The sequence below is a fragment of the Dickeya sp. Secpp 1600 genome (genome assembly GCF_003049805.1).
Lineage (GTDB): Bacteria > Pseudomonadota > Gammaproteobacteria > Enterobacterales > Enterobacteriaceae > Dickeya > Dickeya fangzhongdai.
Genome location: NZ_CP023484.1, coordinates 3,541,326 through 3,563,040, shown reverse-complemented (window position 1 = coordinate 3,563,040; position 21,715 = coordinate 3,541,326). Strand labels below are relative to the sequence as shown.

At 50.4% G+C, this 21,715-nt stretch carries 14 protein-coding genes, 1 tRNA gene and 2 pseudogenes; 10 read left to right on the top strand and 7 right to left on the bottom strand.

Annotated elements, in window-relative coordinates; translation table 11 throughout:
• Positions 1-343: 343 nt before the first annotated feature.
• From zorA1 to CPA59_RS15735, 5 genes and pseudogenes are all read left to right on the top strand, one after another.
• Positions 344-2,533 carry a type I Zorya anti-phage system protein ZorA1 gene (zorA1, locus tag CPA59_RS15755; protein ID WP_039691059.1) on the top strand — a complete coding sequence of 730 codons (2,190 nt, stop codon included), beginning with the start codon at positions 344-346 and terminating at the stop codon, positions 2,531-2,533.
• Between the two features lie 13 nt (positions 2,534-2,546).
• The gene (zorB1, locus tag CPA59_RS15750; RefSeq protein WP_038919733.1) at positions 2,547-3,290 is read left to right on the top strand and encodes a type I Zorya anti-phage system protein ZorB1; all 744 of its coding nucleotides are present in this window, start codon (positions 2,547-2,549) and stop codon (positions 3,288-3,290) included.
• Positions 3,287-4,972, top strand: coding sequence for a type I Zorya anti-phage system protein ZorC (gene zorC / locus CPA59_RS15745; protein WP_107759990.1), 1,686 nt, complete (start codon positions 3,287-3,289; stop codon positions 4,970-4,972). The genes zorB1 and zorC overlap by 4 nt, the downstream gene beginning before the upstream one ends.
• Positions 4,972-8,217, top strand: coding sequence for a type I Zorya anti-phage system protein ZorD (zorD, locus tag CPA59_RS15740; protein ID WP_107759988.1), 3,246 nt, complete (start codon positions 4,972-4,974; stop codon positions 8,215-8,217). Before zorC ends, zorD begins: the two co-directional genes overlap by 1 nt.
• 352 nt (positions 8,218-8,569) lie before the next feature.
• Positions 8,570-8,686 (top strand): annotated as a pseudogene (locus tag CPA59_RS15735) (transposase); the annotation flags it as partial.
• A 218-nt stretch (positions 8,687-8,904) separates the two neighbouring features.
• Here CPA59_RS15735 and CPA59_RS15730 read toward each other — a convergent pair.
• Positions 8,905-9,927, bottom strand: coding sequence for an IS110 family transposase (locus tag CPA59_RS15730; protein WP_100848778.1), 1,023 nt, complete (start codon positions 9,925-9,927; stop codon positions 8,905-8,907).
• A 66-nt stretch (positions 9,928-9,993) separates the two neighbouring features.
• On the opposite strand from CPA59_RS15730, the pseudogene CPA59_RS15725 reads away from it, so the two are divergent.
• A pseudogene (locus tag CPA59_RS15725) lies at positions 9,994-10,988 on the top strand (IS3 family transposase); the annotation flags it as partial.
• A 24-nt stretch (positions 10,989-11,012) separates the two neighbouring features.
• Here the strand turns inward: CPA59_RS15725 and vapC are convergent.
• Both vapC and vapB read right to left on the bottom strand, forming a co-directional pair.
• On the bottom strand, positions 11,013-11,417 hold the full coding sequence (gene vapC / locus CPA59_RS15720; RefSeq protein WP_038919729.1) for a tRNA(fMet)-specific endonuclease VapC: 405 nt from the start codon (positions 11,415-11,417) through the stop codon (positions 11,013-11,015).
• Positions 11,417-11,647, bottom strand: a complete 231-nt coding sequence (vapB, locus tag CPA59_RS15715) for a type II toxin-antitoxin system VapB family antitoxin (RefSeq protein ID WP_038919728.1) — start codon at positions 11,645-11,647, stop codon at positions 11,417-11,419. Before vapB ends, vapC begins: the two co-directional genes overlap by 1 nt.
• Before the next feature lie 333 nt (positions 11,648-11,980).
• Here vapB and CPA59_RS15710 point away from each other — a divergent pair, with 333 nt between their 5' ends.
• Entirely contained in the window at positions 11,981-13,402 is a 1,422-nt protein-coding gene (locus CPA59_RS15710; RefSeq protein ID WP_231348807.1) for a DUF2235 domain-containing protein, read from the top strand.
• A 193-nt stretch (positions 13,403-13,595) separates the two neighbouring features.
• Here the strand turns inward: CPA59_RS15710 and CPA59_RS15700 are convergent.
• A protein-coding gene (locus CPA59_RS15700) for an IS3 family transposase (RefSeq protein ID WP_369831406.1) occupies positions 13,596-14,704 on the bottom strand; the annotation gives its coding sequence in 2 pieces (ribosomal slippage) (positions 13,596-14,443 and positions 14,443-14,704; 1,110 coding nt in all).
• A gap of 232 nt (positions 14,705-14,936) precedes the next feature.
• A tRNA-Arg gene (locus CPA59_RS15695) sits at positions 14,937-15,013 on the bottom strand.
• A gap of 335 nt (positions 15,014-15,348) precedes the next feature.
• Between CPA59_RS15695 and CPA59_RS15690 the strand changes: the two genes are divergently transcribed.
• Entirely contained in the window at positions 15,349-17,793 is a 2,445-nt protein-coding gene (locus CPA59_RS15690; RefSeq protein WP_107759986.1) for a DUF3772 domain-containing protein, read from the top strand.
• A 93-nt stretch (positions 17,794-17,886) separates the two neighbouring features.
• On the opposite strand, the gene CPA59_RS15685 is transcribed toward CPA59_RS15690, so the two are convergent.
• Positions 17,887-18,747, bottom strand: a complete 861-nt coding sequence (locus CPA59_RS15685; RefSeq protein ID WP_107759984.1) for a D-amino-acid transaminase — start codon at positions 18,745-18,747, stop codon at positions 17,887-17,889.
• A gap of 417 nt (positions 18,748-19,164) precedes the next feature.
• Between CPA59_RS15685 and alaC the strand changes: the two genes are divergently transcribed.
• Together alaC and outS are read left to right on the top strand one after the other, a co-directional pair.
• Positions 19,165-20,406 carry an alanine transaminase gene (gene alaC, locus CPA59_RS15680; RefSeq protein WP_038919725.1) on the top strand — a complete coding sequence of 414 codons (1,242 nt, stop codon included), beginning with the start codon at positions 19,165-19,167 and terminating at the stop codon, positions 20,404-20,406.
• 155 nt (positions 20,407-20,561) lie between these two features.
• Positions 20,562-20,963, top strand: coding sequence for a GspS family T2SS pilot lipoprotein variant OutS (outS, locus tag CPA59_RS15675; protein WP_038919724.1), 402 nt, complete (start codon positions 20,562-20,564; stop codon positions 20,961-20,963).
• 34 nt (positions 20,964-20,997) lie between these two features.
• Here the strand turns inward: outS and gspB are convergent, their stop codons facing one another.
• Entirely contained in the window at positions 20,998-21,618 is a 621-nt protein-coding gene (gene gspB / locus CPA59_RS15670; protein WP_107759982.1) for a type II secretion system assembly factor GspB, read from the bottom strand.
• Between the last annotated feature and the right edge of the window lie 97 nt (positions 21,619-21,715).

Here is a 21,715-nt window from a genome sequence, read left to right as displayed (position 1 = left end):
TATCTATGTTATTTATTTTTTTGGGGATATATACCTTCAAGGTAAGGGTAAATTTATTAGTGTTTTTTATTGTGCATTAAAAGAGGGATTGGTTGGCTATTTGCTACTTGTTATCCCTGTGCAGCAGGTTATGATTTGTGAGAGGAATGTGATTGCATAAAGAATAAAAGGTGGTCTGGCGCTGTGGGCGATGGGTTATCGATGTTCACTCTCTTTTGCTGACGTCACCTCTCTCCGTGATTCGAAAACTGCATATCAGTTTATTATTGCGCTATAACACCTTGTTATGAGTGCCAGTGGGTAGTTGTCAGATAAATAATCTGTTGTTGACTCGGGATGAAAAATGGATTGGCTTAACTCGTTTTTAACTATATTGACCTCCGTGCAACCCGAAAAGGTTCCGCTGGTCGTTATTATTGTCGTTGCTGTTGCGCTGGCATTTTTTGCTGCTTTGTATGTTTATCGGGCAATTAAAATTGTCAGTAAACTGAAGAAGCAGTCAGTGATCATTTCAGGCTGGAAGAATGAAACAACGGCAGTAAAGCTACAGAAGCTGAGCGAGTTATTTACCGGGACGTCACTAGCACACTCCTGGAGTGAGTTTGCAGAGTCACTCCATCAACAAAAAACGCTTGTCGATGGAGAACTAAAATTAAAAGACGTTCGGGCAACGGCCCCCGCGGCGGCATTTTTTACTGAGCAGCAATTAATTGATATTCCGCTTAATACCGAGTTTTTTAAGCACCTGCCAGGGATCCTGACGGGGGTCGGCATTATCGGTACATTTTATGGGTTGATGATCGGTTTAAATCATTTCGACCCCAGCACGCCCGAGCAAGTTACCAGCAGTGTGGCTTCGCTCTTGCGGGATGTGCTGTACGCTTTTTTAGGGTCGTTTACCGCCATCGCGGCGTCAATCTTCGTTACGTGGCTGGAAAAGCTGTCGATAGCGAAGTGTTATAAATATCTTGAACAGTTTACTGCCGCTGTTGATCAGCTATTTGAAACCGGTGTGGGGGAAGAATACCTTGCTGAACTGGTGAAATCGAGCAACGAAAGTGCCACCCAGGCCAAACAGCTTAAAGACAGCCTGGTGACCGATCTCCGCGATATGCTTCAGAACCTGGTCGCAAGCCAGGTCGCTGAAAATGAAAAGCTAGCGCACACCTTATCTTCCACCTACCGTGATACTGGCCAGCAGTTTGCCGAGCAGGTGAGTGGAGCCATCGAAAATAGCCTGAAGTCACCGTTAGATAAAATTGCCGGTGCGGTACAAACCGCCAGCGGCGATCAGTCGGGTCAGGTACAGAATATGCTTCAGGATGTCCTGACGGCATTTATGTCCAAACTCGACAATACCTTTGGCAAGCAGTTCGAAAATATGCACCAGATGATGGGGCAATCTGTTGGCGCCATTGAGGCAATGCAATCGGGTTTTGCCGGTTTGTTGCAGGATATGCGTAGTGCCAGCGAGGACACCCGCCAGGGCAGTGCTGAGTTGATGTCGCAGTTGCTCAGTGAGATGAAATCCGGACAGGTTGCAATGCAGGCAGGGATGAACGATATGCTGGCCAGCCTGCAATCGTCGGTCGCCAAAATTGGTGCCGAAGGTGAAGGCGCAGGTGAACGGATGGCGCAGCAGCTGGAAAAAATGTTTGCCGATAGCGAAGCGCGTGAAAAAGCGATGGCTGAACAGATGAAAGCGTTTATCGACTCTATCCAGCAAACGTCCCAGCAAGGCCAAAGTGAAACCATGAAGCAAATGGCGTCGTCCGTTGAGGCGCTGGGCGAGAAACTGGGGTCACTGTTTACGCAGCTTGAGCAGGGACAACAGCAACTGGCCAGTCATCAACAGGATACTCAGACATCTCTCCATCAGGAAACGCAGCAGATCATCGCTGGTTTCGACGAGCAGGTCCGCTCACTGCTGAATGCATTGAATGAACAGCAGGGTGCGACGGAAAGCACGTTGCGCAAACTGGCAGAACAGACTTCCGCACATTTACAGGATATGCACACCGGGGCCGATAAAATGCGCCTGGCTGCCGAGCGTTTTGAAATGGCAGGAGACAAAGTTAAAGAAGCAAATCTTCTCACCGCTGATGTGCTTACTAAAGCGCAAGGTACAGGCAATACGTTGAGCCAGGCCAGCCAGGAGCTTGGCTCGGTGGTGGCAGATTATCGAAACAACCGTGAGGCGGTAGCAAAATCAATCACATTGCTGGAAGGCATCATTGCCAATGCCCAGTCTGAGTTGGAATCACGTAGCCAATTCCTGAAAGAGCTGAAACAGCACAATGAAGGGTTGCATGACTATAACCGCGAAGCAAAAGAGTTCCTCGAAAATGCAGGACAAGTGTTGGCTAATGGGTTCAATCAGTTCTCAGACGGCATGAAAACGAGTCTCGACACCACGTTAGGGGCGCTGGATGCTAACCTGGACAGCGCTGTTAAACGCCTGGGAAGCGGTATTGATGAGCTTGGTGAAAGTATTGAAACCCTTGAAGAAGTGCTTTCTAAAGTGCCGGCGTAAGGGAGTCTGAATCATGTTCGGTCAAACATTTCGTATTAAGCCCCGGCGTTCGGATGAGGCAGAGAAACCCTTCTGGATTTCCTATGCTGACCTGATGACGGCCATGATGGTGCTGTTTCTGGTCGTTATGGTGGCCTCATTAAGCTCGGTAACACAGCGGATCCAGCGGGTAGAACAAGGTGAGAAATTGCGTGGTCAAGATATTACCCGTCTGTGTGAGCGTTTAGAGCTGCACGCCCGCAACCTCAATAAAACCATCGTTGTTGATTGTCGTGATAACCGTATCAGCTTTGGTGAAGCGGGCCGTTTCGATCATAATCGATTTTTCCTCAATGCCAGCGGTCAGAAAGCACTGCAGGATGTCGTGCCGCTAGTGCTGGAAGCTGCAAACAGCGAGGAAGGGCAGAAGTGGTTCAAACAGATTGTTATTGAAGGTTTTACCGATACCGATGGTTCTTATCTGTATAACTTACATCTTTCGTTGCAGCGTTCAGAGTGGGTGATGTGTAGCCTGCTGGACAGCCGTAGCCGCTTACAGCAGCAGATAACGCCTCTGCAACAGGAGCAGATCCGCAAGCTGTTCCTTGCGGGCGGTGTTTCGTTTAACAACGCCAAAGAGAGTAAAGAGGCCAGCCGTCGCGTTGAGTTACGCATGCAGTTCTTTGGTCTGAAAGATGAACATGATAAGGCTGCAGTCGATGTGGATAGTGCGGCCGGGCTTACAACCGAAAAATGTCAGTTGGAGATGCCGTTATGATCTCCGCTTTATCCCGCCTGTCATCGGAGATTGCTGCCACCGTCAAGCGGCATATTGATACGGAAGCAACCGCTTTTGGCGATTTTCCTAAGCTCAGGGCTGCAGAGCAATATCTGTCTGTCAAAATGGAGAAAAGTGAACGGACGACAGTTCCTCCGCTGACGAAGCGACTTAAAGCGATCGCAGCACTTCGCCAGTTGAAAGTGCTGACGAGATATGACTGGCAGTTGATCTTTGCGGGCCTGGCTGATAGCGATCCCGATGCGGCATTTCCGGTTCTGCTGGAGGATGATTCGCTTTATAACCGGGTTGAACAAGAGATTCAGCAGCGGATAGACAGAAAAAAACTCAAACGGCGTGAGTGGAAGTTTTTATGTAGCAGCTATTTTGGTTATCACGCGAAAAAGCCCGACGAGAATAACAATTGGTGTTCGTTACGCGATCAGCTTCGCATTGGCTACGGTGTGATTAAAGGCCAGGTACGCCGAGAAAAACGCTGGATGGCGGTGATTGATGAATATCAGGATTTATTCACTGCTGATGCCGGGAACTTGCTGGCAAATAAAATGAGTTCTGGCGAGCTGGTTGATTTTTCTGCGCTGGAAACTGTGGCTCAGGTTCCCGATGATAGCTGGCTTTGGTACCGGGCCTTTGTTGTTCTGTTGGCAAAGATCTTAGAGCTGGATGATGATGCATTTAAAGAACGGCTGCCCAACCTGCTGGAACTCGCTCGCCAGCGCGAAAGGTATAAAAATATCATCTTACGTGCGTGTTTAATGCAGTATTACCGATCTTCTTTCAGAAATACCCCGCATCCACAGCTTAAGCAAATGGCACTGGAAAGCTGGGGAAGCCCGCAATTACGCAGTAAACAAAACCTCTGGCTTACTCATTTGAAAGATCCCGATACCAGCGAAAAAATTTGCGGCATGGTACGTAGCTGGCTGGCTAAAGAGGATTTAACGCATTTCTTCCAGTTGCTGAAAGGTAAGGGTGATGTTGATCAGGCCCGACTATTTTATTGGCTACGGTTTGCCAATCAGATGGGATTTACTCGAATTGTCATGGGGCAGGATGCGTGGGAAGATCGTAGTTCAGATTTTGTGGCATTCAGAGATAAAAATAAAGGTCGTTTGAGCCAGCTTATCGGTGGCAGAAGCTGGGACAATGCCATGATTATGCAAATTGGTGATTATTTCTTCGTTGAATTTTCGGGCACCGGCAATGCTATGTTTATTTATAGCATTGCAGATAAAGACTTTAAGCCAGAAAGCGAATATCTACATATCAATAATATGCTTAAGAAAAAAACGGGCATTGTTGCGAGAATGCTGCATTCATCACCGGTGCGTCGTTTAGATTTGAGATATATTGAAGGATGGATGGCAAAATTTGACGATAAATTGAAAGAGTTGGGTATTAGATATCTGCCGGATGATACTCCTGTAACTGAACTTGTGCCCGAATCGGGGGTAGTAAAAAATATTAATAGTGATACCGAAAGAGAAAAGGAAATTCAGGGGCTAATAAGCACCATCGAATGCACTGTTAACGATAAAAGAGAGATAGGTGGTGCTCTGTATATAATTTTGCCAGCATCAAATCCAGTTTTTGAAGCAAAATTATTACGTCTCGGCTTTACACCGCAACGCGGTAATTCACTTATGTTCTGGAGTAAATAATGCTGAAACGCCTGCTCAGTAAGTTTATGGGTAATGATTCATCCTCAGAGGAACGAGTAAGCCACCGTTATCAGGTTGAAGAGTCAGGTCTATCTTTTTTATTTAACCTGGCTGATGAGGATGCGCTTTGGCCCCTGGTTGCCTATATGGAGCAGCTTTCAGAAGAAGAGTATGTCGTTGAGTTATCCGATCGCTGGCTGCTTACCTGGGATGAGTTGTATCGTCTGGCAGCCGACGAGGATCACCACACCAGCCTGCCATTATTAGGTGTTCCAGAGGTTAAGCCGCTGAAGATTTGTCTGGCAGGTAGTGGAAGCCTGAGTGATTCTGAATTTAGCGTTTATATCCGTGACTGGAAGGACAGTACCACTGGCCGGTCTGTACCGGTTGAAAGAACGGGGGCGATATTTCACGGGCCTGAGGGGCAATTTTTACAGACCAAAGAGAACTGGCTACTCCTTACTGCTTTGCAGCAATTTCGGGATGAACAGCTGCGCAGAGCGGGAGAAAATACCAATCAGCTTGGCTGGGCGAAAATACGGCGCTTAGCCAAAAAAGCGCATGCAGAATTAGATAACTACCTGGCAAAAACGATTGTGGTTAAACCCGAATCGTTAAGACTCAAGCTACGCAAAGCAACCATTCACAACACACCTGTAATTGAAATTGAACCCTCTTTCGATGACCAACCAACGCAATGGCTCAATAGTTTCGATAACAGTAAGTTAGTGCAGGATCAGTACCGTGTTCTGGGTGAGGATGGATCGCTCAGCCACGTGATCATCACCCCGGAAGTGAAAGAAGTGCTCTCTTCTGTGCATTCAATTACTGGCAGGCGTGTAGCAGGTGATGATGCCGTCTCTTTTATTCGCAATCCCTACACTTTCATTGGTGAGGATGCGGCCAGTGTTATCCCGCCTGAACAACATGAAAAAGCGTTGCAGGATGCGCATATTTTTTTCCACCGTTTCTCTGTTACACCTGTGCTTGATGATGAAGCAAAAAGAATCTCGTCCGTATCTCTTGTCTTAGAACCTATTGCCGCCAGGCCGCAACCTGCTATCACTTTTTCTCTGACGAAACCCTATGAGTTTGACGAATTTATTCAGGAACTGGCAGTCAAACTGGCGTCGGGCCTACCTGCGGGAATATGGCAAGGTTATGAATTAGAACTGAGCCATTTGACGTTCGAACAACTTGAACACTACCAATCACTCCTGCATCGTTGGCAGCAAGAGATTGCGGGTATCGAATTTGATGAAGTTTTAGATCTGAATAAATATGGCGATCGTGTCATTGGTATTGGTGAGTTTGAAAAGATTTCCTCTCCCTTTTTAATAAAGGGCGAAAGTGAAGACTGGTTGCCAGAGACCTTAGGTGAAGCATTACTGGCGAGTGATTTTTTTGAGGGCTGGGAGCCGCAGAGCCAGGAACAGTTATCGGACCTTGAAGAACGCATTGAATCTGCGGAGTCCCAACAAGACACAACCGTCTCTATGCCCTGGAATGAGCAATCATTGCCGATTGACGATGCTAAATCGTTATTGAAAAACTGGCAGAAGAAAATTGAGACTCTGGAGATCGCCACAGATAAAGATATCACCGAGCCAGAAAAAAGAGCCGTTCTGCAGATTGAGCAAAACATTGAGCATGCAGCTTATATAAAGCAGCGACGCGAGGCATTGTTAAGTGCGAAAGATGCAGAACCTGTATTGCCTGTTTTGCTTAAAGAACATATTCATCTTCGTGAACATCAACGACAGGGCTTAGCATGGTTGCAACAACTGTTTCTTAAATCGCCAGAGGAAACGTCAGGCTGTTTATTGGCTGATGACATGGGGTTAGGTAAGACGCTGCAAATACTGGCCTTTATTGTGTGGTATATCGAAAAAAATCCTGATGGTTTACCCACGATGATTGTTGCACCCGTATCGTTATTAGATAATTGGGAGCGTGAACTGGATAATTTCTTTTATACCGAAAACCTTGGGGTGCTTAAACTCTATGGTAATGCAGTAAAAGCAGTGAAGTTCCATAAGGATGAAATCCCCACGGAACTGAGAGCGCAGGGCATTAAAAACCTGTTACGTCCGGGCTGGGTTGGTGGTGCAAAAATCGTGTTAACCACTTACGAAACCTTGCGCGATCAAGAGTTCTCTCTCGCACGCCAAAAATGGTCAATTATGGTGTGCGATGAAGCTCAGAAGATAAAGAATCCTGCCGCGTTAATTACCCATGCGGCGAATGCTATTCAGGCGCAGTTTAAAGTGGCCTGTACCGGAACACCTGTTGAAAACACGCTGGTGGATCTCTGGAGTTTGTTTGATTTTGCCCAGCCAGGTTTGCTTGGTGCGCTTAATGATTTCGGTAAGCAATATTTACGACCAATTGAAGGCGCTCCCGAAAGAAATAGTCTCGTACTGGAATCACTACGGCGCATTATCGAAGTACAGACACTGCGACGCACCAAAGAGGATGTAGCAAAAGATTTACCCTCAAAAATTGAGGACACATCCTGTAAGCAACTGGCTATGGATCCCTTGCAGCGCGACTTGTATGTTTCATCGATTGCCTCTTATCAGAATCGACAAAAAATGCAGGATGAACTGGAGCAACCTGGAATGGGAATGCTTGGTTTATTGCATCGTTTGAAGCTGATTTGCGCACATCCCTACAGTGTAAAACCGGATAACCGCTTAAGAGATCACTCACCCAAACTGGAGTGGATGATGCGTAAACTCGAAGACATTGCGAAAAAGGGTGATGATAAGGTCATTATATTTACTGAGCTGAGAGATATTCAGCGCGAATTGAAATACGCCATTCATCAGCGATTTGGCTTCAAGCCTTATGTCATCAATGGTGATACCAGTACTCGAAGTGAAAGTGCGAATAGCCGACAAAAACTCATCGATATTTTTCAGGATCAGCCTGGGTTTGGGATCATTATCCTTTCAACTGTGGCGGTCGGATTTGGGGTTAATGTGCAGAAAGCCAATCATGTTATCCATTTCACCCGTTGTTGGAACCCGGCTAAAGAAGACCAGGCGACGGATCGTGCCTATCGTATTGGTCAGACAAAAGATGTGTATGTTTATTATCCAACTATAACAGATGCCAGTATCCCCACGTTTGAAGAAACGTTGGATGCACTGCTGCAAAAGCGTCGGGCATTAGCGAGAGACATGTTATGTATTCAAGGCGATCTGGCTTCTGAGGATTTTAATCAGCTACTCACATCTTAAAAAAACGGGCTACTCCGGTTTTTTAATCTTCAAACTGACTCGTCCTAAATAGTGTTGATACATTTAACCCGTATGCTGATGATTTCTTCCCCAAACAAATAGGGCCTACAGGATTCGAATTAGCCACGTATCTATATTGAAATAAAAGGATTTTCAGCAGTTAGAAAAACGTAGTGGCCCCCAAATGGGCCCCCAAACCTTTCTGGCTGGATTTTTTGCGGGTTATCCGCAGTAGGCGTGGATTATATCCTGTTTTGGGGTAGGGCAGAATGTGTAAGTATCCCGCTAAACCGAACCATTCACTTTTAGAGATCTTCCGACATACTGATTATGTCCCGTTGAGGAGATCGCTATGCGCAAAGCCCGATTTACCGAGCACCAGATCATCGCCGTTTTGAAGTCCGTTGAAGCCGGACGTACCGTCAAAGACGTCTGCCGCGAAGCGGGAATATCCGAGGCTTCGTACTACATCTATGGACTACCTCCGTTTTGCAAGCACTGATTCTGGTTTTGGGTTGTTGCTTACATCTATCCGGCATCAGGAAAACCTGTGCCCAAATGGGTAATCCGCACACGATCGCCTCAACAACTGGACGGCCTCTGAGGCCAGTATAAAAATCAGGTTCCGATTGTGCAGGTGCAACCTGTCACCATTTCTCAGTACACTGCAACTTTTCTGGCTGGGAATTAACTTCCGGCTGCCTGATATTCTGTATCATTTCTCAGCATCGACCAGATTATTCTCGCGTTCTTGTTAGCTACCGCCACGGTCGTTTTATTAAACCCTCGCCGTTCCCTCAACTGATTAACCCACTGATGCAGACAGCTATCATTCTTATTCGTGGCAACCCTGACGACAGCGCGGGCACCATGAATAAAAAGAGTCCGCAGATGCTTGTCGCCTTTTTTCGTCATATTCATGAGAACTTGCCTGTCACCACTTGAGTGTTGCCGGGGAACCAGACCAAGCCACGCGGCGAAGTGACGACCATTTTTAAATTCAGTTCCTTTGCCAATAGCGGCAACAACAGCCGTTGCCGTTTTAGGACCAATACCTTTAACTTTGGCAATGCGCTGGCAGGCTTCAGATTGCCTGAACACAGCCTCTATTTCTTTATCAAAAAAGTTTATGCGACGACCAAGATCGTTAAAGAGATCATAGAGTTCTGCAATCGTCCTGCGCATTCTGGTACTGAGACCATTTTCTGCATCTTCAAGGATCAGCGGAACTGCATGACGAACTCTTGAGACCGCTGCACCGATTGTTATTCCCCGGTCGAGCAGCAGTCCTCTGATTTGACAGACGGTTGCAGTACGATGATTGACAATACGTTGTCTTGCACGGTGCAGAGCCTGAATATCCTGCTGTTCGGGACTTTTAGGCGGAACAAACTGCATCGTGGGTTGCATAAGGGCCACAGCTATCGCCTGTGCATCATTACCGTCATTTTTTTGCCCACGAACAAAAGGTTTTACATACTGTGGGCTGATGACTTTTACTTTATGTCCCAGTTTTTCAAACTCGCGTTGCCAGTAAAATGCCCCTGTTGACGCTTCGATACCAATCAGACAGGCAGGAATATTTGCCACCGTCTGGAGTAATTCTTTTCGGCCGGTACGTTTTGTATAAACCGGTTTGCCAGCCTGGTTTAATCCGCAAAGCTGGAAAACATTTTTAGCCAGATCAATACCCAGAAATACGATATTCATGGTGACTCTCCTGTTGAGCATATTTCGTACAGTTAACCGCAGGGGGAGGAGGTAGTCCATCCCATTAACTGGAAAGCGAAGTTTGGCGGAATGGAAGCCTCTGATATCAAAAAGATGAAAGATCTGGAGGACGAAAACCGGCGACTGAAACAGATGTTTGCCGATCTCAGTCTGGAGTGCCGGGCACTCAAAGATGTTATTGAAAAAAAGCTTTAAAACCAGCGATAAAGCGTGAGCTCGTCAGTTATCTGACCGCGCAGTTTACGATGAGCATCAGCCAGGCATGCAGGACGTTATCGTTGAGCAGGACGGTCTATTTTTATCAGCCTGACACCCGGCGTGATGAGCCGGTCATTCAGGCACTGACCGACATGGCGGAACGCTATCCGCGATACGGCTTCAAGAAGTTGTTCCAGAAGCTACGCAGGCAGGGGCATGCATGGAATCACAAACGCGTTCATCGTATTTATTGCTTACTGAAACTGAATTTTCGTCGTAAAGGAAAGCAACGTTTGCCCGTGCGTGATCCAGCACCATTAGCGACGCCGGAACACCTGAATCAGAGCTGGTCAGTGGATTTTATGCATGATGCGCTGGTATGCGGCAGACGTTTTCGTACGTTTAACGTGGTGGATGATTTTAATCGTGAAGTGCTGGCGATAGAAATTGACCTGAATATACCGGCACAACGCGTTGTTCGGGTGTTGGACAGGATAGTGGCAAACCGAGGGTATCCGCTAAAGATGCGGATGGATAACGGCCCGGAGCTGGTTTCGCTGACGTTGGCACAATGGGCGGAAGAGCATGGTGTAGCACTGGAATTTATTAAACCGGGCAAGCCGACACAGAATGCCTTTATCGAACGTTTTAACCGGACGTACCGGACAGAAATACTGGATTTTTACCTGTTCAGGACACTGAATGAAGCGCGGGAAATTACGGAGCGCTGGCTGCATGAATATAACAGCGAGCGTCCCCATGAATCGCTGAATAACCTGACGCCGGAGGAATATCGGCTGATGGCTGAAGACCCGGAAATCTCAAAAAGTGTGTGGAACTAAAACGGGTGCGCTTACAAATGCAGCTTATCGACTGACCCAGTTTTCCACTCGTAGCCCAGGCACACGCTCAAATTCACGCACATTGTTCGTTACCAGTATCAAACCTGCTGATCGAGCGTGACCCGCTAGCATGGCATCATATGGGCCGATGGGGGTTCCTTGTCTTGCCAGTTCCGCACGAATTTGGCCGGTATGCACGGCAGCGTCAAAACCATAGGTTTGCACTTCCAGACGCGCAGAAAACCCTTCAATCACGGCAAGATTCTTTTCTGGGTTTACCGATTTCTCCGCGCCATAAATCAGCTCCATCAGCGTGATAGCACTGATAGCAAACTGCCCGTAATAACGGTAGAAAGCGTCCCTGACTTCCTGTGGTTTGTTCTTGATGGTGTAAATACAGATATTGGTATCAAGCAGATATTTCAGCATCAGAAATCTTCCCTGATCTGATCATCGGGTTGCTCTCTGGTGATCATGAAGTCAGGCGTTACCCCTTCCTCTTCGAACCAACTGTCCCAGCTTTCGCCTGCCGGAGTAATGATACGTGTGCGACCAATCGCGACGATATCAACCTGCTTAACATCATCGGGCAGTGCAACGGCTTTGGGGAGTCGTACTGCTTGACTGCGATTGCTTTTAAATACTGTGGTTTTTTCCATGGCGATCTCCTTGGAGAAATTTTGTGCTATCGATAGCATAGAATATTGATGGGATATGTCAATGGGATATACCTTGGTGAGCAGGTATTTACTCAATCTTCGCCTTTATTGTGGCAATATATTTTCTTTGCACCGTATAGGCGCAAAGACAGCGCCCACTTTTTCAGCATCAGGGATAAATGGATGTATACCACTCTGAGATATTGGATCTGCAGACTCATCACAGCAGCGCTGTGTTGCATTGTACTCAGTGCCTGTACCAGCCTAATCTCTGGTACCAGGTCAGTTCCGATACGCGTCACTGATCTGGAGGATATCGAGAAGGCTTTAACTATGCCGATGGACGCGCCGTTGATCACACACCCAATTGGGCATCGTCCAGTCAAAATTTACAAGGTGGCGTTTGACGGTACCTTTAACGATCGCACTCGAATACCCTTAGATGAACGTGAAACGCTGGTGGCAAGAATCGCCCGGCAAGTGAACGCCGATCGTTATTATCGTGGCGTTGGCATGCAAGGCAGTGCTATCGATTATCGTGATGGGATCTCTGGCTCCAGCAGTTTTGACGTTGCCGAGCAGGCAAAAAGCGAGTTTTTCGTGCAAGCGAGCAAGTGGCTGTTGGATAACCCCAACACTGATATTCGCGTATTTGTAACAGGATTCAGCCGAGGGGCTGCAACAGCGCGGCATTATATGAATCTGGTGACGCAGCAGTGGCCGATGCAATTTGGCACGGTTGACAGTTTGGCTGCTAGTACCAGCCCAAGATTTTATGCGTTGCTTTACGACACCGTAGCCACTGGGCAGAATTATAGTCTGATGTTAAACATCCCGTCGTCCGTGGATTATCTGGTGCACTTCTATGCGACGAATGAAACCCGGAACCAGACTTTTGCGCCAATAATAGATAGCGATCCGACCCCTCTCCCCTTGCTATGGCGCTTTCGGCCAACACCGCGTCGTATCAATCTAATCCGATTGCCGGGTGCACACTCTGACATTGGTGCATCCTACCCTAAGGGAATCAGCGATGTTTATATCCAACTGACAGAACAGTTTTTGTATGCAATGGGGCTAAGTGAGAACAATTGCTGGGAGAGCGACGACAACCCGCTTCTGGCAGGGAAACATGATTCCCGGGGATTACTGGATAAACTCTTTGGTAGCCTCGATCCGACTCAGGTCAATCATGCCGGTCGAAATGATATTACTAAACCGGCCTCTCCGCTAACGCTGGAGGAGCAGGCGATGGTTGCTGATCGTCTTCAGGCGATGTACGACGCCAATGCCGATCGCGGAATCGGGATGTATGTGCAGAGAACAGTGACGTGGTTTGCCCGAATGCAATTAAGAAAAACGGCGAATAGTCTTAAATTTCTGAGCGTCGACAAGAACATCGACCCCGCATCGGTGACGTTTACACCTGAAGGCGGTTCTATTCGGTTGAAGTACCGTTTCAGTGGAATCGGGGACGGTAGTAGCGTATTGCTGGCACCAAAGACACTGAAACAGATAAGCGCTGAGTCGGAGGGTTCCGAACTGGCGATCACTTTCATCGAAGAGGGAAACACGGCGAACTACGCCATCTGGATAGATGACAAACTGTCAGTATTCAAGCCTGGGTTTATCAGCGAGTCTAGGATTTTTGCTCAGCCGATAAAGCGTTGCCATAAGCAGCCTGACGGTACGCTGAGATCGCCGATCGAAACGCATATTCTGCATACGCCTGCTGTTGGTATAAGAATTCATTGAACGGGCTGGCTCTCATGATGTTCATAGAATCATGGTTAAATGAAAGTCGCCGTTAGCGTTGAAATTGATTGTAGCTGATTGAGGAGTTGCTCTATCTGTTGCAGCGCGGCATCACGTCCGGTGACTACGCGTTCGATATTGGTCGTGACCCTGACCCCGAATCTGATCCACCCATAATCAGAAATTCTCGACTTCAGGATGGCTGCATATTCTGGCAACCGACAGATTTTTGAGCAAATTCGGATGGCGTCATCCAACCCAGCGCAGAATGGGGACGTCTCTGATTATAGTGTATGCGCCAGGCTTCGATTTTGCACCGTGCATCCTCCAGAGACATGAACCCGTTCTCGTTCAGGCATTCCTGCCGCAACCTGCCGTTGAAGGATTCCACCGTGGCATTGTCCGTCGGTGTTCCCGGCCGGGAAAAATCAATGCGGATACCCCGTTCGTAAACCCATTTATCCAGCATTTTTCCTGCAAATTCAGAGCCATTGTCGGTTTTCAGCCACTGAGGCAACGGGCGATGACTGGCGATATGGTTCAGCATCTCAGCGACCTCTGTTGAACGAAGGTTCTGTCCCACACAGATCCCAAGACACTCGCGCGTGTAGAGATCGATAACGGTCAGCAGGCGTAATCGACGTCCGTCAAACAAGGCATCAGAGACAAAATCCATACCCCACACATGGTTCGGATATAACCCCTGAGGTTGCGGCTGACGCCGCTGGGCAGATTTGTTGCGGTGTGGCCGCTTGAGACGTAACGATAGCCCCTGCTGGCTGTAAAGACGGTAGATCCGCTTGTGATTATCACGCCAGCCTTCGCGCCTGAGCATCACATGTACCCGTCGGTAGCCGTAATGCACCCGGGTTTCGGTGATCTCACGAATGCGCAGGCGCAGCGCACTGTCATCAGCGGCAACAGAACGGTATCGAAACGAACTACGACTGATCCGCAATGCCAAACAGACCTGTCTCTCACTGGCACCGTAGCGCGCTTGTAAATCCCTGACCCATTCGCGCAGGCGTGCCAGCGTCAGCTCTTTTTTGCGAGGACATCCTGCAACATCGCTTTATCGAGGCTCAGATCGGCAACCAGCTTCTTCAACCGCAGGTTTTCTTCTTCAAGCTGTCGCATATGCTTGAGTTCTGACGGTGAAATCCCACCGTATTTTTTACGCCACGTATAAAAAGTGGCATCGGAAATCCCCAGCTTGCGGCAGACTTCCGGCACCGGCGTACCCAATTCAGCCTGCTTCAGGGCAAACACAATCTGTTCTTCGGTGAATCGCGACTTTTTCATCGGCACAACCTCCGTTCAGGGCGTCATTATCATGCCGGAATTCTGTTTCTGAATGGAGCAGGATTTTGGGTCAGGGTCAAACAAGAAGAGCCCCCATAGAGGCCCCCAACATCGACTTGATTTCCAGTATGCTGGGTTGACCTCGGTGGAGCTCAGCGACAGAGAATCCTAGTGGTATCAATGAATATAACGGGGTTTTGTTGAATTCGGTAGAGTCTGGGAGAACTTGAGATGGTACGCCCTACAGGATTCGAACCTGTGACCTACGGCTTAGAAGGCCGTTGCTCTATCCAACTGAGCTAAGGGCGCCTTGATGGGATACAGTCGCTTGGCGATGTGGGCTGGATTATACCGGGCATCCCTGATGAGTCAATGAATTGGCGCGCGATTTGGACTGGTCGGCGAATCCCTGAACAACCTTCGTATAGCTCGCTGTTATTCCTGCAAATGAAGCCGGCACATCGGAAGCGATCTCGCAAATCGGACAGTTTCGGCGATATCTGTTTGAGTTTTACCTCCATTGCTGAGTAAGTTATTAGCCATCTCGCCTGCGGGTATCGCTGCAGGTTTCTGTTTCATCCCAGGGCAACCGGCGTAGTAATTACCGCACCGGTTGACGACAGTATCAAGGGCACGTTGGGTGTATGCGTAAAGGGCTACTCGGAATTTACGGTTGGATGCTGCTGGTGGCGCTGTTTGCCTTCAGTTCGGTAAGTATGGCCGCGACGGATCCTGCGCCGGATGGGCAGGAGGAAACCGCGGACAAGGTGAATGTGGATACCGAACTGCTAAAGCTGCAGAAACAGCTTGATGGCATCAAACAACAGGTGTCCGGCACCACCACTGACGCCAAACTTAATGTATTGAACGATACCACGCTGGAACTGGTCGCCAATGCGGATAAACTCGCCGGCATCCTGACGCCGATGCGTGCGCAATTGCAGGCGCAACTGGACGTTCTGGGGCCGGCGCCGCAGCCGCAGGCCGCCGTGAACGAAACCGCCGAGGTCACGCGTAAGCGCGCCACGCTTAACCAGCAGAAACAGAAACTGGATGCGCAGGCCAGTCAGGTGCAGGCGATAAAAACCGGGGCGGAGAACCTGTCGACGCAGATTCTGGCGCTGCGCCGGAATGCGCTGAAAAATCAACTGGCGCTCAACTCCGGCAGTATTCTTGGCAGCCGCTTTTGGTCACCCATTATCAAGCCGATGCAGGAAGACATCGAGCGGTTATCCGATTTGAAGGATGACCTGAGCGAGGCGTTTATTGCCGCCTGGCAACCCGGATGGCGTTACGGGTCGGCGTTTTTTCTGCTGCTGGCGGCGGCACTGAGTACGGCGGGGCGAAAGCTACTGGAGAAATATCTGGCGCGGGCGGGCATTCATTTGCTGCCGGAAGGTCGTTTGAGACGCAGTTTTCTGGCTATCGCGGTGGTGTTTTCCACTGTTCTGACGATGGGGTTGGCGGTCCTGCTGGTGGATTATGTTTTCACTCGTCATGGCGATGTGACCGATCGTGCCGAGGGATTCATGGAAAGCCTGGTCCGGCTGGTGGTGTTCTGTTCGATGATTTCCGGGCTTGGGCGGGCTTTTCTTTCCAATAAACGTCCGTCGTGGCGCCTGCCGGCGATTGCCAACCCGGTGGCGCGGGCGATGGAACCTTTCTCGATTATCGCCACCAGCTTTATCGTTGTTTTTGGGGTAATTGAGCAGATCAATACTGTCAGCGGCATTTCGGTGGGGGTGACGATAGTCGGCAACGGCCTGTCGTCGCTATTTCTGGCGTTGACATCCGGGGCGATAGCTCTGCGCAGCGATCAGATTCGCCGGCGTATGGTGGAAGCCGGCGAAACGCCTGAAGCGCGCTCAACCCTGTCGGGATTGATTCATCTGGCCGTACTGTTGACCACGCTGGCGGTGCTGGTGTCGCTGCTGATTGGCTATATCTCGCTGGCGCGTTTCCTGACGTATGAACTGGTGTGGGTCGGCATGGTGCTATCCCTGCTGTACCTGTCGACCACTTTTGTGGAAGACGTGTGTGAAAGCCTGTTTTCCCCGGCTTTTGCCAGCGGACGGCAGATCAAACGAACGTTGAATCTGGATGATCGTCATCTGGATCAGGCCGCGGCTATTTTGTCCGCCGGGTTGAAAGTGCTGTTGATTCTGATGGCCGTAGTGGCATTGCTGAATGGCACGTTTGGTTCGACCACGCCGGTTGATCTGGTGCAGAAGGCGGTGGAGATCTGGGGTGGGAAGGGCCTGGAATCCATCAGTATCGTACCCGCCCATTTGGTTAATGCCGTGGTCCTGCTGGTTATCGGCATTTACAGCCTGCGCGTATCCCGCCGCTGGCTTGAGCATGAATTCTTTCCGAAAACTACGCTGGAAGCCGGTATCAAGGCCTCTCTGGTGACGTTGTATTCCAATATTGGTTACATCCTGATTATTCTGCTGACGCTGGCGACGCTGGGTATCGAGTGGAGCAAGCTGGCGTGGATTGTCAGCGCCCTGTCGGTCGGGATCGGTTTTGGTTTACAGGAGATCGTGAAGAACTTTATTTCCGGGTTGATTCTGCTGACTGAACGGCCGGTCAAAGTGGGCGATCTGGTTAACATCAGTGGCGTTGAGGGAGATATTCGGCGCATTAATGTGCGCGCTACGGAAATTCAGTTGGGGGATCGTTCTACGGTGATCGTGCCCAACTCCCAGTTTATTTCACAGAATGTGCGCAACATTACCATGGGTAATCCGCAGGGGGTGGCGACACTGGCGCTGACCTTCCCATTGGATATTGATCCGGATGTGGTTAAAAACATTCTGTTGGATGCCTACGACGCGCATGAAAAAATTCTGGAAACCCCGGCGCCGTCGGTGATGTTCAGCCAACTGACCCCAAATGGCATGGTGCTCAGCGTGACCGGATATGTAGGCAGCCCGCGCATGGTGGCGTCGGCCAAAAGCGATCTGTTGTTCGATATCATCAAGCGCCTGAGAACAGAGAGTATTCCGTTGGCGGTGCCGCAGAAAATGGTGCTGGAAAGCAATGTAGATGTTGCTGCGTTGCAGGCGGATGCGTTGCCCAGACAGTAACAGCGGTTGCTGTGTGCGTGCAACACATCACGGCAAACAGAAGCAGACCGGCTTTCATGCTTGGATGACGAGCCGGCCCGCAACGTGAGTGGGTTAACGTGTCTGCGCGTGGGCCATCTCGATGTAGATGTCGCGCAGGCAGCGTGTGACCGGACCTGGTTTGCCGTCACCTACCTGACGACCGTCGATTTTCACGACCGGCAAGACAAATGAGGTAGCGGAAGTGATGAAGATCTCCCGCGCCTGCCAGGCTTCTTCCGGAGTGAATGGGCGTTCTTCTACAGCAATCTGCTGTTGCTCGGCCAGTTTCAGCAGGGACTGACGGGTAATGCCGTGCAGGATGTCGTGACTCAGCGGGCGGGTAACGACGTTATTGTTTTCCAGCACGATATAGCAGTTGCAGGAGGTGCCTTCGGTGACAAAACCGTTTTCGACTAACAGCGCATCGTCTGCCTGATGGGCGTGGGCGTACTCTTTCGCCATACAGGCGGCCAGCAGGCTGACCGTTTTGATATCGCGGCGATGCCAGCGGATATCCGGGCAGGTGACTACGGACAACCCGGTGTCGGCTTTAGGATGATTGATGATCGGACGATCCTGGGTGAACAGGACCAGCGTCGGTCTGACCTCGGCCGACGGAAAGTAGAAATCGCGATCGCCGCCGTTGCCGCGGCTGAGCTGAAGGTAAATCGAGCCTTCCTGCAGGTGGTTTCGTTCAATCAGTTGCTGGTGGATGGTTTTAAGGTCATCGATCGACACCGGCAGAGATAAGGATAGCTCGCGACAGGAACGTTGCAGCCGCACCAGATGCGCATCCAGATCGACCAACCCGCCATTGATGACGGACGTCACCTCATAGACGGCGTCGGCAAACAGAAAACCGCGATCGAACACCGAAATGGTGGCTTGAGATTCCGGCAGGTACTGACCATCAACATAAACACTGCGCTGCATGACAACACTCCTTAATGATGTCGGGCATAAAAACCATGCCGCACTGCCGTATTGATGGGAGGCAATGGCTTCAGGCATGAAAGAAAATTCAGGAATCGGACGGGCAGTTCTGCCGGCAGCAGTCGGAGGCATTGGGGGCAAAGATTGTCGCGCGTCGTAACCGCGCATAAAGATACTGATTTCTTTGATTGGGTGAAAGAGCGTTGCAACAGTCTGTCACAGGAAAAAGGCGGCAAAGAGGCGCCGGCGGCTGTTGACCCTGAAGCTCCATCGGCAAGCTAAAACGCGGGTGACAAAAAATAATCGCCAGGCGATCTCGACAAGTCTCTGCCAACTGGGATAGGGTGAATAACGGTCCGTTTTGCGGGCCAGGCGTCGCTCGGACGGTCCGGGCGCTCACGTTATCCTGAGGATCCTATGGCTGATTTTAATTCTCCGCGCCGTTTCTCGCGCATCGAACGTCTCCCCCCTTACGTTTTTAATATCACTGCTGAGCTGAAAATGGCCGCCCGTCGTCGGGGTGAGGACATTATTGATTTCAGCATGGGTAACCCGGATGGCCCCACGCCGCCGCACATTGTCGAAAAACTGTGTACGGTGGCCCAGCGTGAAGACACCCACGGTTACTCCACATCGCGCGGTATTCCCCGGTTGCGCCGGGCGATTTCCCGCTGGTATGCCGATCGCTATCAGGTGGATATTGACCCGGAAAGCGAAGCGATTGTCACCATCGGCTCCAAAGAAGGTCTGGCGCATCTGATGCTGGCGACGCTCGATCACGGCGATACCGTGCTGGTGCCCAACCCCAGTTATCCGATCCACATCTATGGCGCGGTGATTGCCGGCGCACAGGTGCGTTCGGTGCCGCTGGTTGACGGCGTTGATTTCTTCAATGAGCTGGAGCGGGCGATCCGCGAAAGTATTCCCAAGCCTAAGATGATGATTCTGGGCTTTCCGTCAAACCCGACCGCACAGTGCGTGGAGCTGGATTTTTTTGAGCGGGTCGTGGCGCTGGCCAAACAGTACGGGGTGCTGGTGGTGCATGATCTGGCGTATGCCGACATCGTTTACGATGGCTGGAAAGCGCCGTCGATTATGCAGGTTCCCGGCGCCAAAGAGATCGCGGTGGAGTTCTTTACGCTGTCGAAGAGCTACAACATGGCGGGCTGGCGCATCGGTTTCATGGTCGGTAACCCGGAGCTGGTGAGCGCCCTGGCGCGTATCAAGAGTTATCACGACTATGGTACGTTCACGCCGTTGCAAGTGGCGGCGATTGCTGCGCTGGAAGGCGATCAGCAGTGCGTGCGCGATATTGCCGAGCAGTACCGTCAGCGTCGTAATGTGCTGGTGCGCGGTCTGCATGAAGCTGGCTGGATGGTGGATGAACCGAAGGCGTCGATGTATGTGTGGGCGAAGATTCCGGACGCCTACGCCCATCTGGGGTCGCTGGAGTTCGCCAAGCGCCTGCTGGCGGAAGCGAAAGTCTGCGTATCGCCCGGTATTGGATTCGGCGATTACGGCGACACGCACGTGCGTTTCGCATTGATTGAAAATCAGGATCGCATTCGGCAGGCGGTGCGCGGCATCAAAGCCATGTTCCGGGCTGACGGGGTGTTGTCCGGCAATAACTTGTTGTCCGGCAGTAAAAAGGGCGAGTAAGCCTGTCGGGCGTACTTGCAGAAATATTTTTCTGATGGTTTGATCACGCAGTCCTTTGCCGCCGCTTGTGGCGGCAAAGGGATAATGATTTGCTAAGCGGATGTCCAATCCGGGCATCCCAGAGATGGAACTTAATTAATAAGACGAGTCGAGTCATGCATGTATCTTCGCTAAAAGTGGTCCTTTTTGGTGTCTGTTGCCTGAGTCTGGCTGCCTGTCAGGCACCGGCGCCGGTGAAAAACACCGCTTCCCGCAGTGCGGCCAGCGTGCCGGCTAATGAGCAAATCAGCCAGTTGGCGTCATTGGTGGCGGCCAGTAAATACCTTCGGGTGCAGTGTGAGCGCAGCGATTTGCCGGATGACGGCACCATCCTGAGAACGGCGGTGAACGTGGCGGCGCAAAAAGGCTGGGATACCAGTCGCTATCAATCTTTGCCGCAATTGAGCGAGAACCTGTATCAGGGGCTGTTGAAAGACGGCACGCCGAAAGCGACGCAGTGCTCTTCATTCAATCGCGCCATGACGCCGTTTCTTGACGCCATGCGCACCGTCCGCTAAGAGAGAAGCAACTGCATGATGTGCAGTTGCTGTGTTATTTCTTCGTTGTTCTGAGCGTTTTTTCCGGTTTTGACGTCGGCTCCGGGTCATTGACCTGTGCGGCGTCAGCGCCCGGTTTCCCGCCCGGCCAATCCTGTAACGAATCCAGAATGAACGCTTCGCCGTTAAAGCTGAAGATCACCATATCCTGCTCAATCTGCTCGATCACTAACCCCTGATACGGGCTGTCGCCTTCCCGGTAGCGTTCTCCGTTCAGGGTCACGCTGCGTTTGTCCGGATCAGATGTATAGACATGCGCGCTGAAAGCGATATAAGGCAGCTCACCGGGTTTGGCCGTTTGCCAGCCGACCGCGGATTTTAGCGGCTTATCTTCCGTTGCGGCATCTGGCGAGGTCGCGGTTTCCCTGTTATCCGTAGCGGCCTGAGGCGGGGGCGTAGCCTCGGCGACTGTTGTTGTTGCAGGCGCGACGATCTTGATCGGCGGGGCGGCAATTGCCGCAGTGGGGACTGAAAGCGAAGGAGGGCTGACATCCGCCCAGCGTTGATGACCAAACCAACCCAGCGCGAACAACAGCAGCGCGTAGACAACCAGCAAATAACCGGGGATGCGGTAACCGGTCTGGATTGATGATGTCACTTCCGGTGTTTTTTTCACGTTTTACCTCAAACGTTATACAACCTGACGCTCATCCTGAGCGCACCATTACAGATCTTGACGGAGCGTCTGATGCCTCATTTTTCAGGGAATGAGA

Bases quoted from the DNA above. Each gene is read 5' to 3' on its own strand.
- zorA1 (WP_039691059.1), top strand. From the start codon at position 344: ATGGATTGGCTTAACTCGTTTTTAACTATATTGACCTCCGTGCAACCC.
- zorB1 (WP_038919733.1), top strand. From the start codon at position 2,547: ATGTTCGGTCAAACATTTCGTATTAAGCCCCGGCGTTCGGATGAGGCA.
- zorC (WP_107759990.1), top strand. From the start codon at position 3,287: ATGATCTCCGCTTTATCCCGCCTGTCATCGGAGATTGCTGCCACCGTC.
- zorD (WP_107759988.1), top strand. From the start codon at position 4,972: ATGCTGAAACGCCTGCTCAGTAAGTTTATGGGTAATGATTCATCCTCA.
- CPA59_RS15730 (WP_100848778.1), bottom strand. From the start codon at position 9,927: ATGAATATCGTATTTCTGGGTATTGATCTGGCTAAAAATGTTTTCCAG.
- vapC (WP_038919729.1), bottom strand. From the start codon at position 11,417: ATGCTGAAATATCTGCTTGATACCAATATCTGTATTTACACCATCAAG.
- vapB (WP_038919728.1), bottom strand. From the start codon at position 11,647: ATGGAAAAAACCACAGTATTTAAAAGCAATCGCAGTCAAGCAGTACGA.
- CPA59_RS15710 (WP_231348807.1), top strand. From the start codon at position 11,981: ATGCCGATGGACGCGCCGTTGATCACACACCCAATTGGGCATCGTCCA.
- CPA59_RS15690 (WP_107759986.1), top strand. From the start codon at position 15,349: ATGCGTAAAGGGCTACTCGGAATTTACGGTTGGATGCTGCTGGTGGCG.
- CPA59_RS15685 (WP_107759984.1), bottom strand. From the start codon at position 18,747: ATGCAGCGCAGTGTTTATGTTGATGGTCAGTACCTGCCGGAATCTCAA.
- alaC (WP_038919725.1), top strand. From the start codon at position 19,165: ATGGCTGATTTTAATTCTCCGCGCCGTTTCTCGCGCATCGAACGTCTC.
- outS (WP_038919724.1), top strand. From the start codon at position 20,562: ATGCATGTATCTTCGCTAAAAGTGGTCCTTTTTGGTGTCTGTTGCCTG.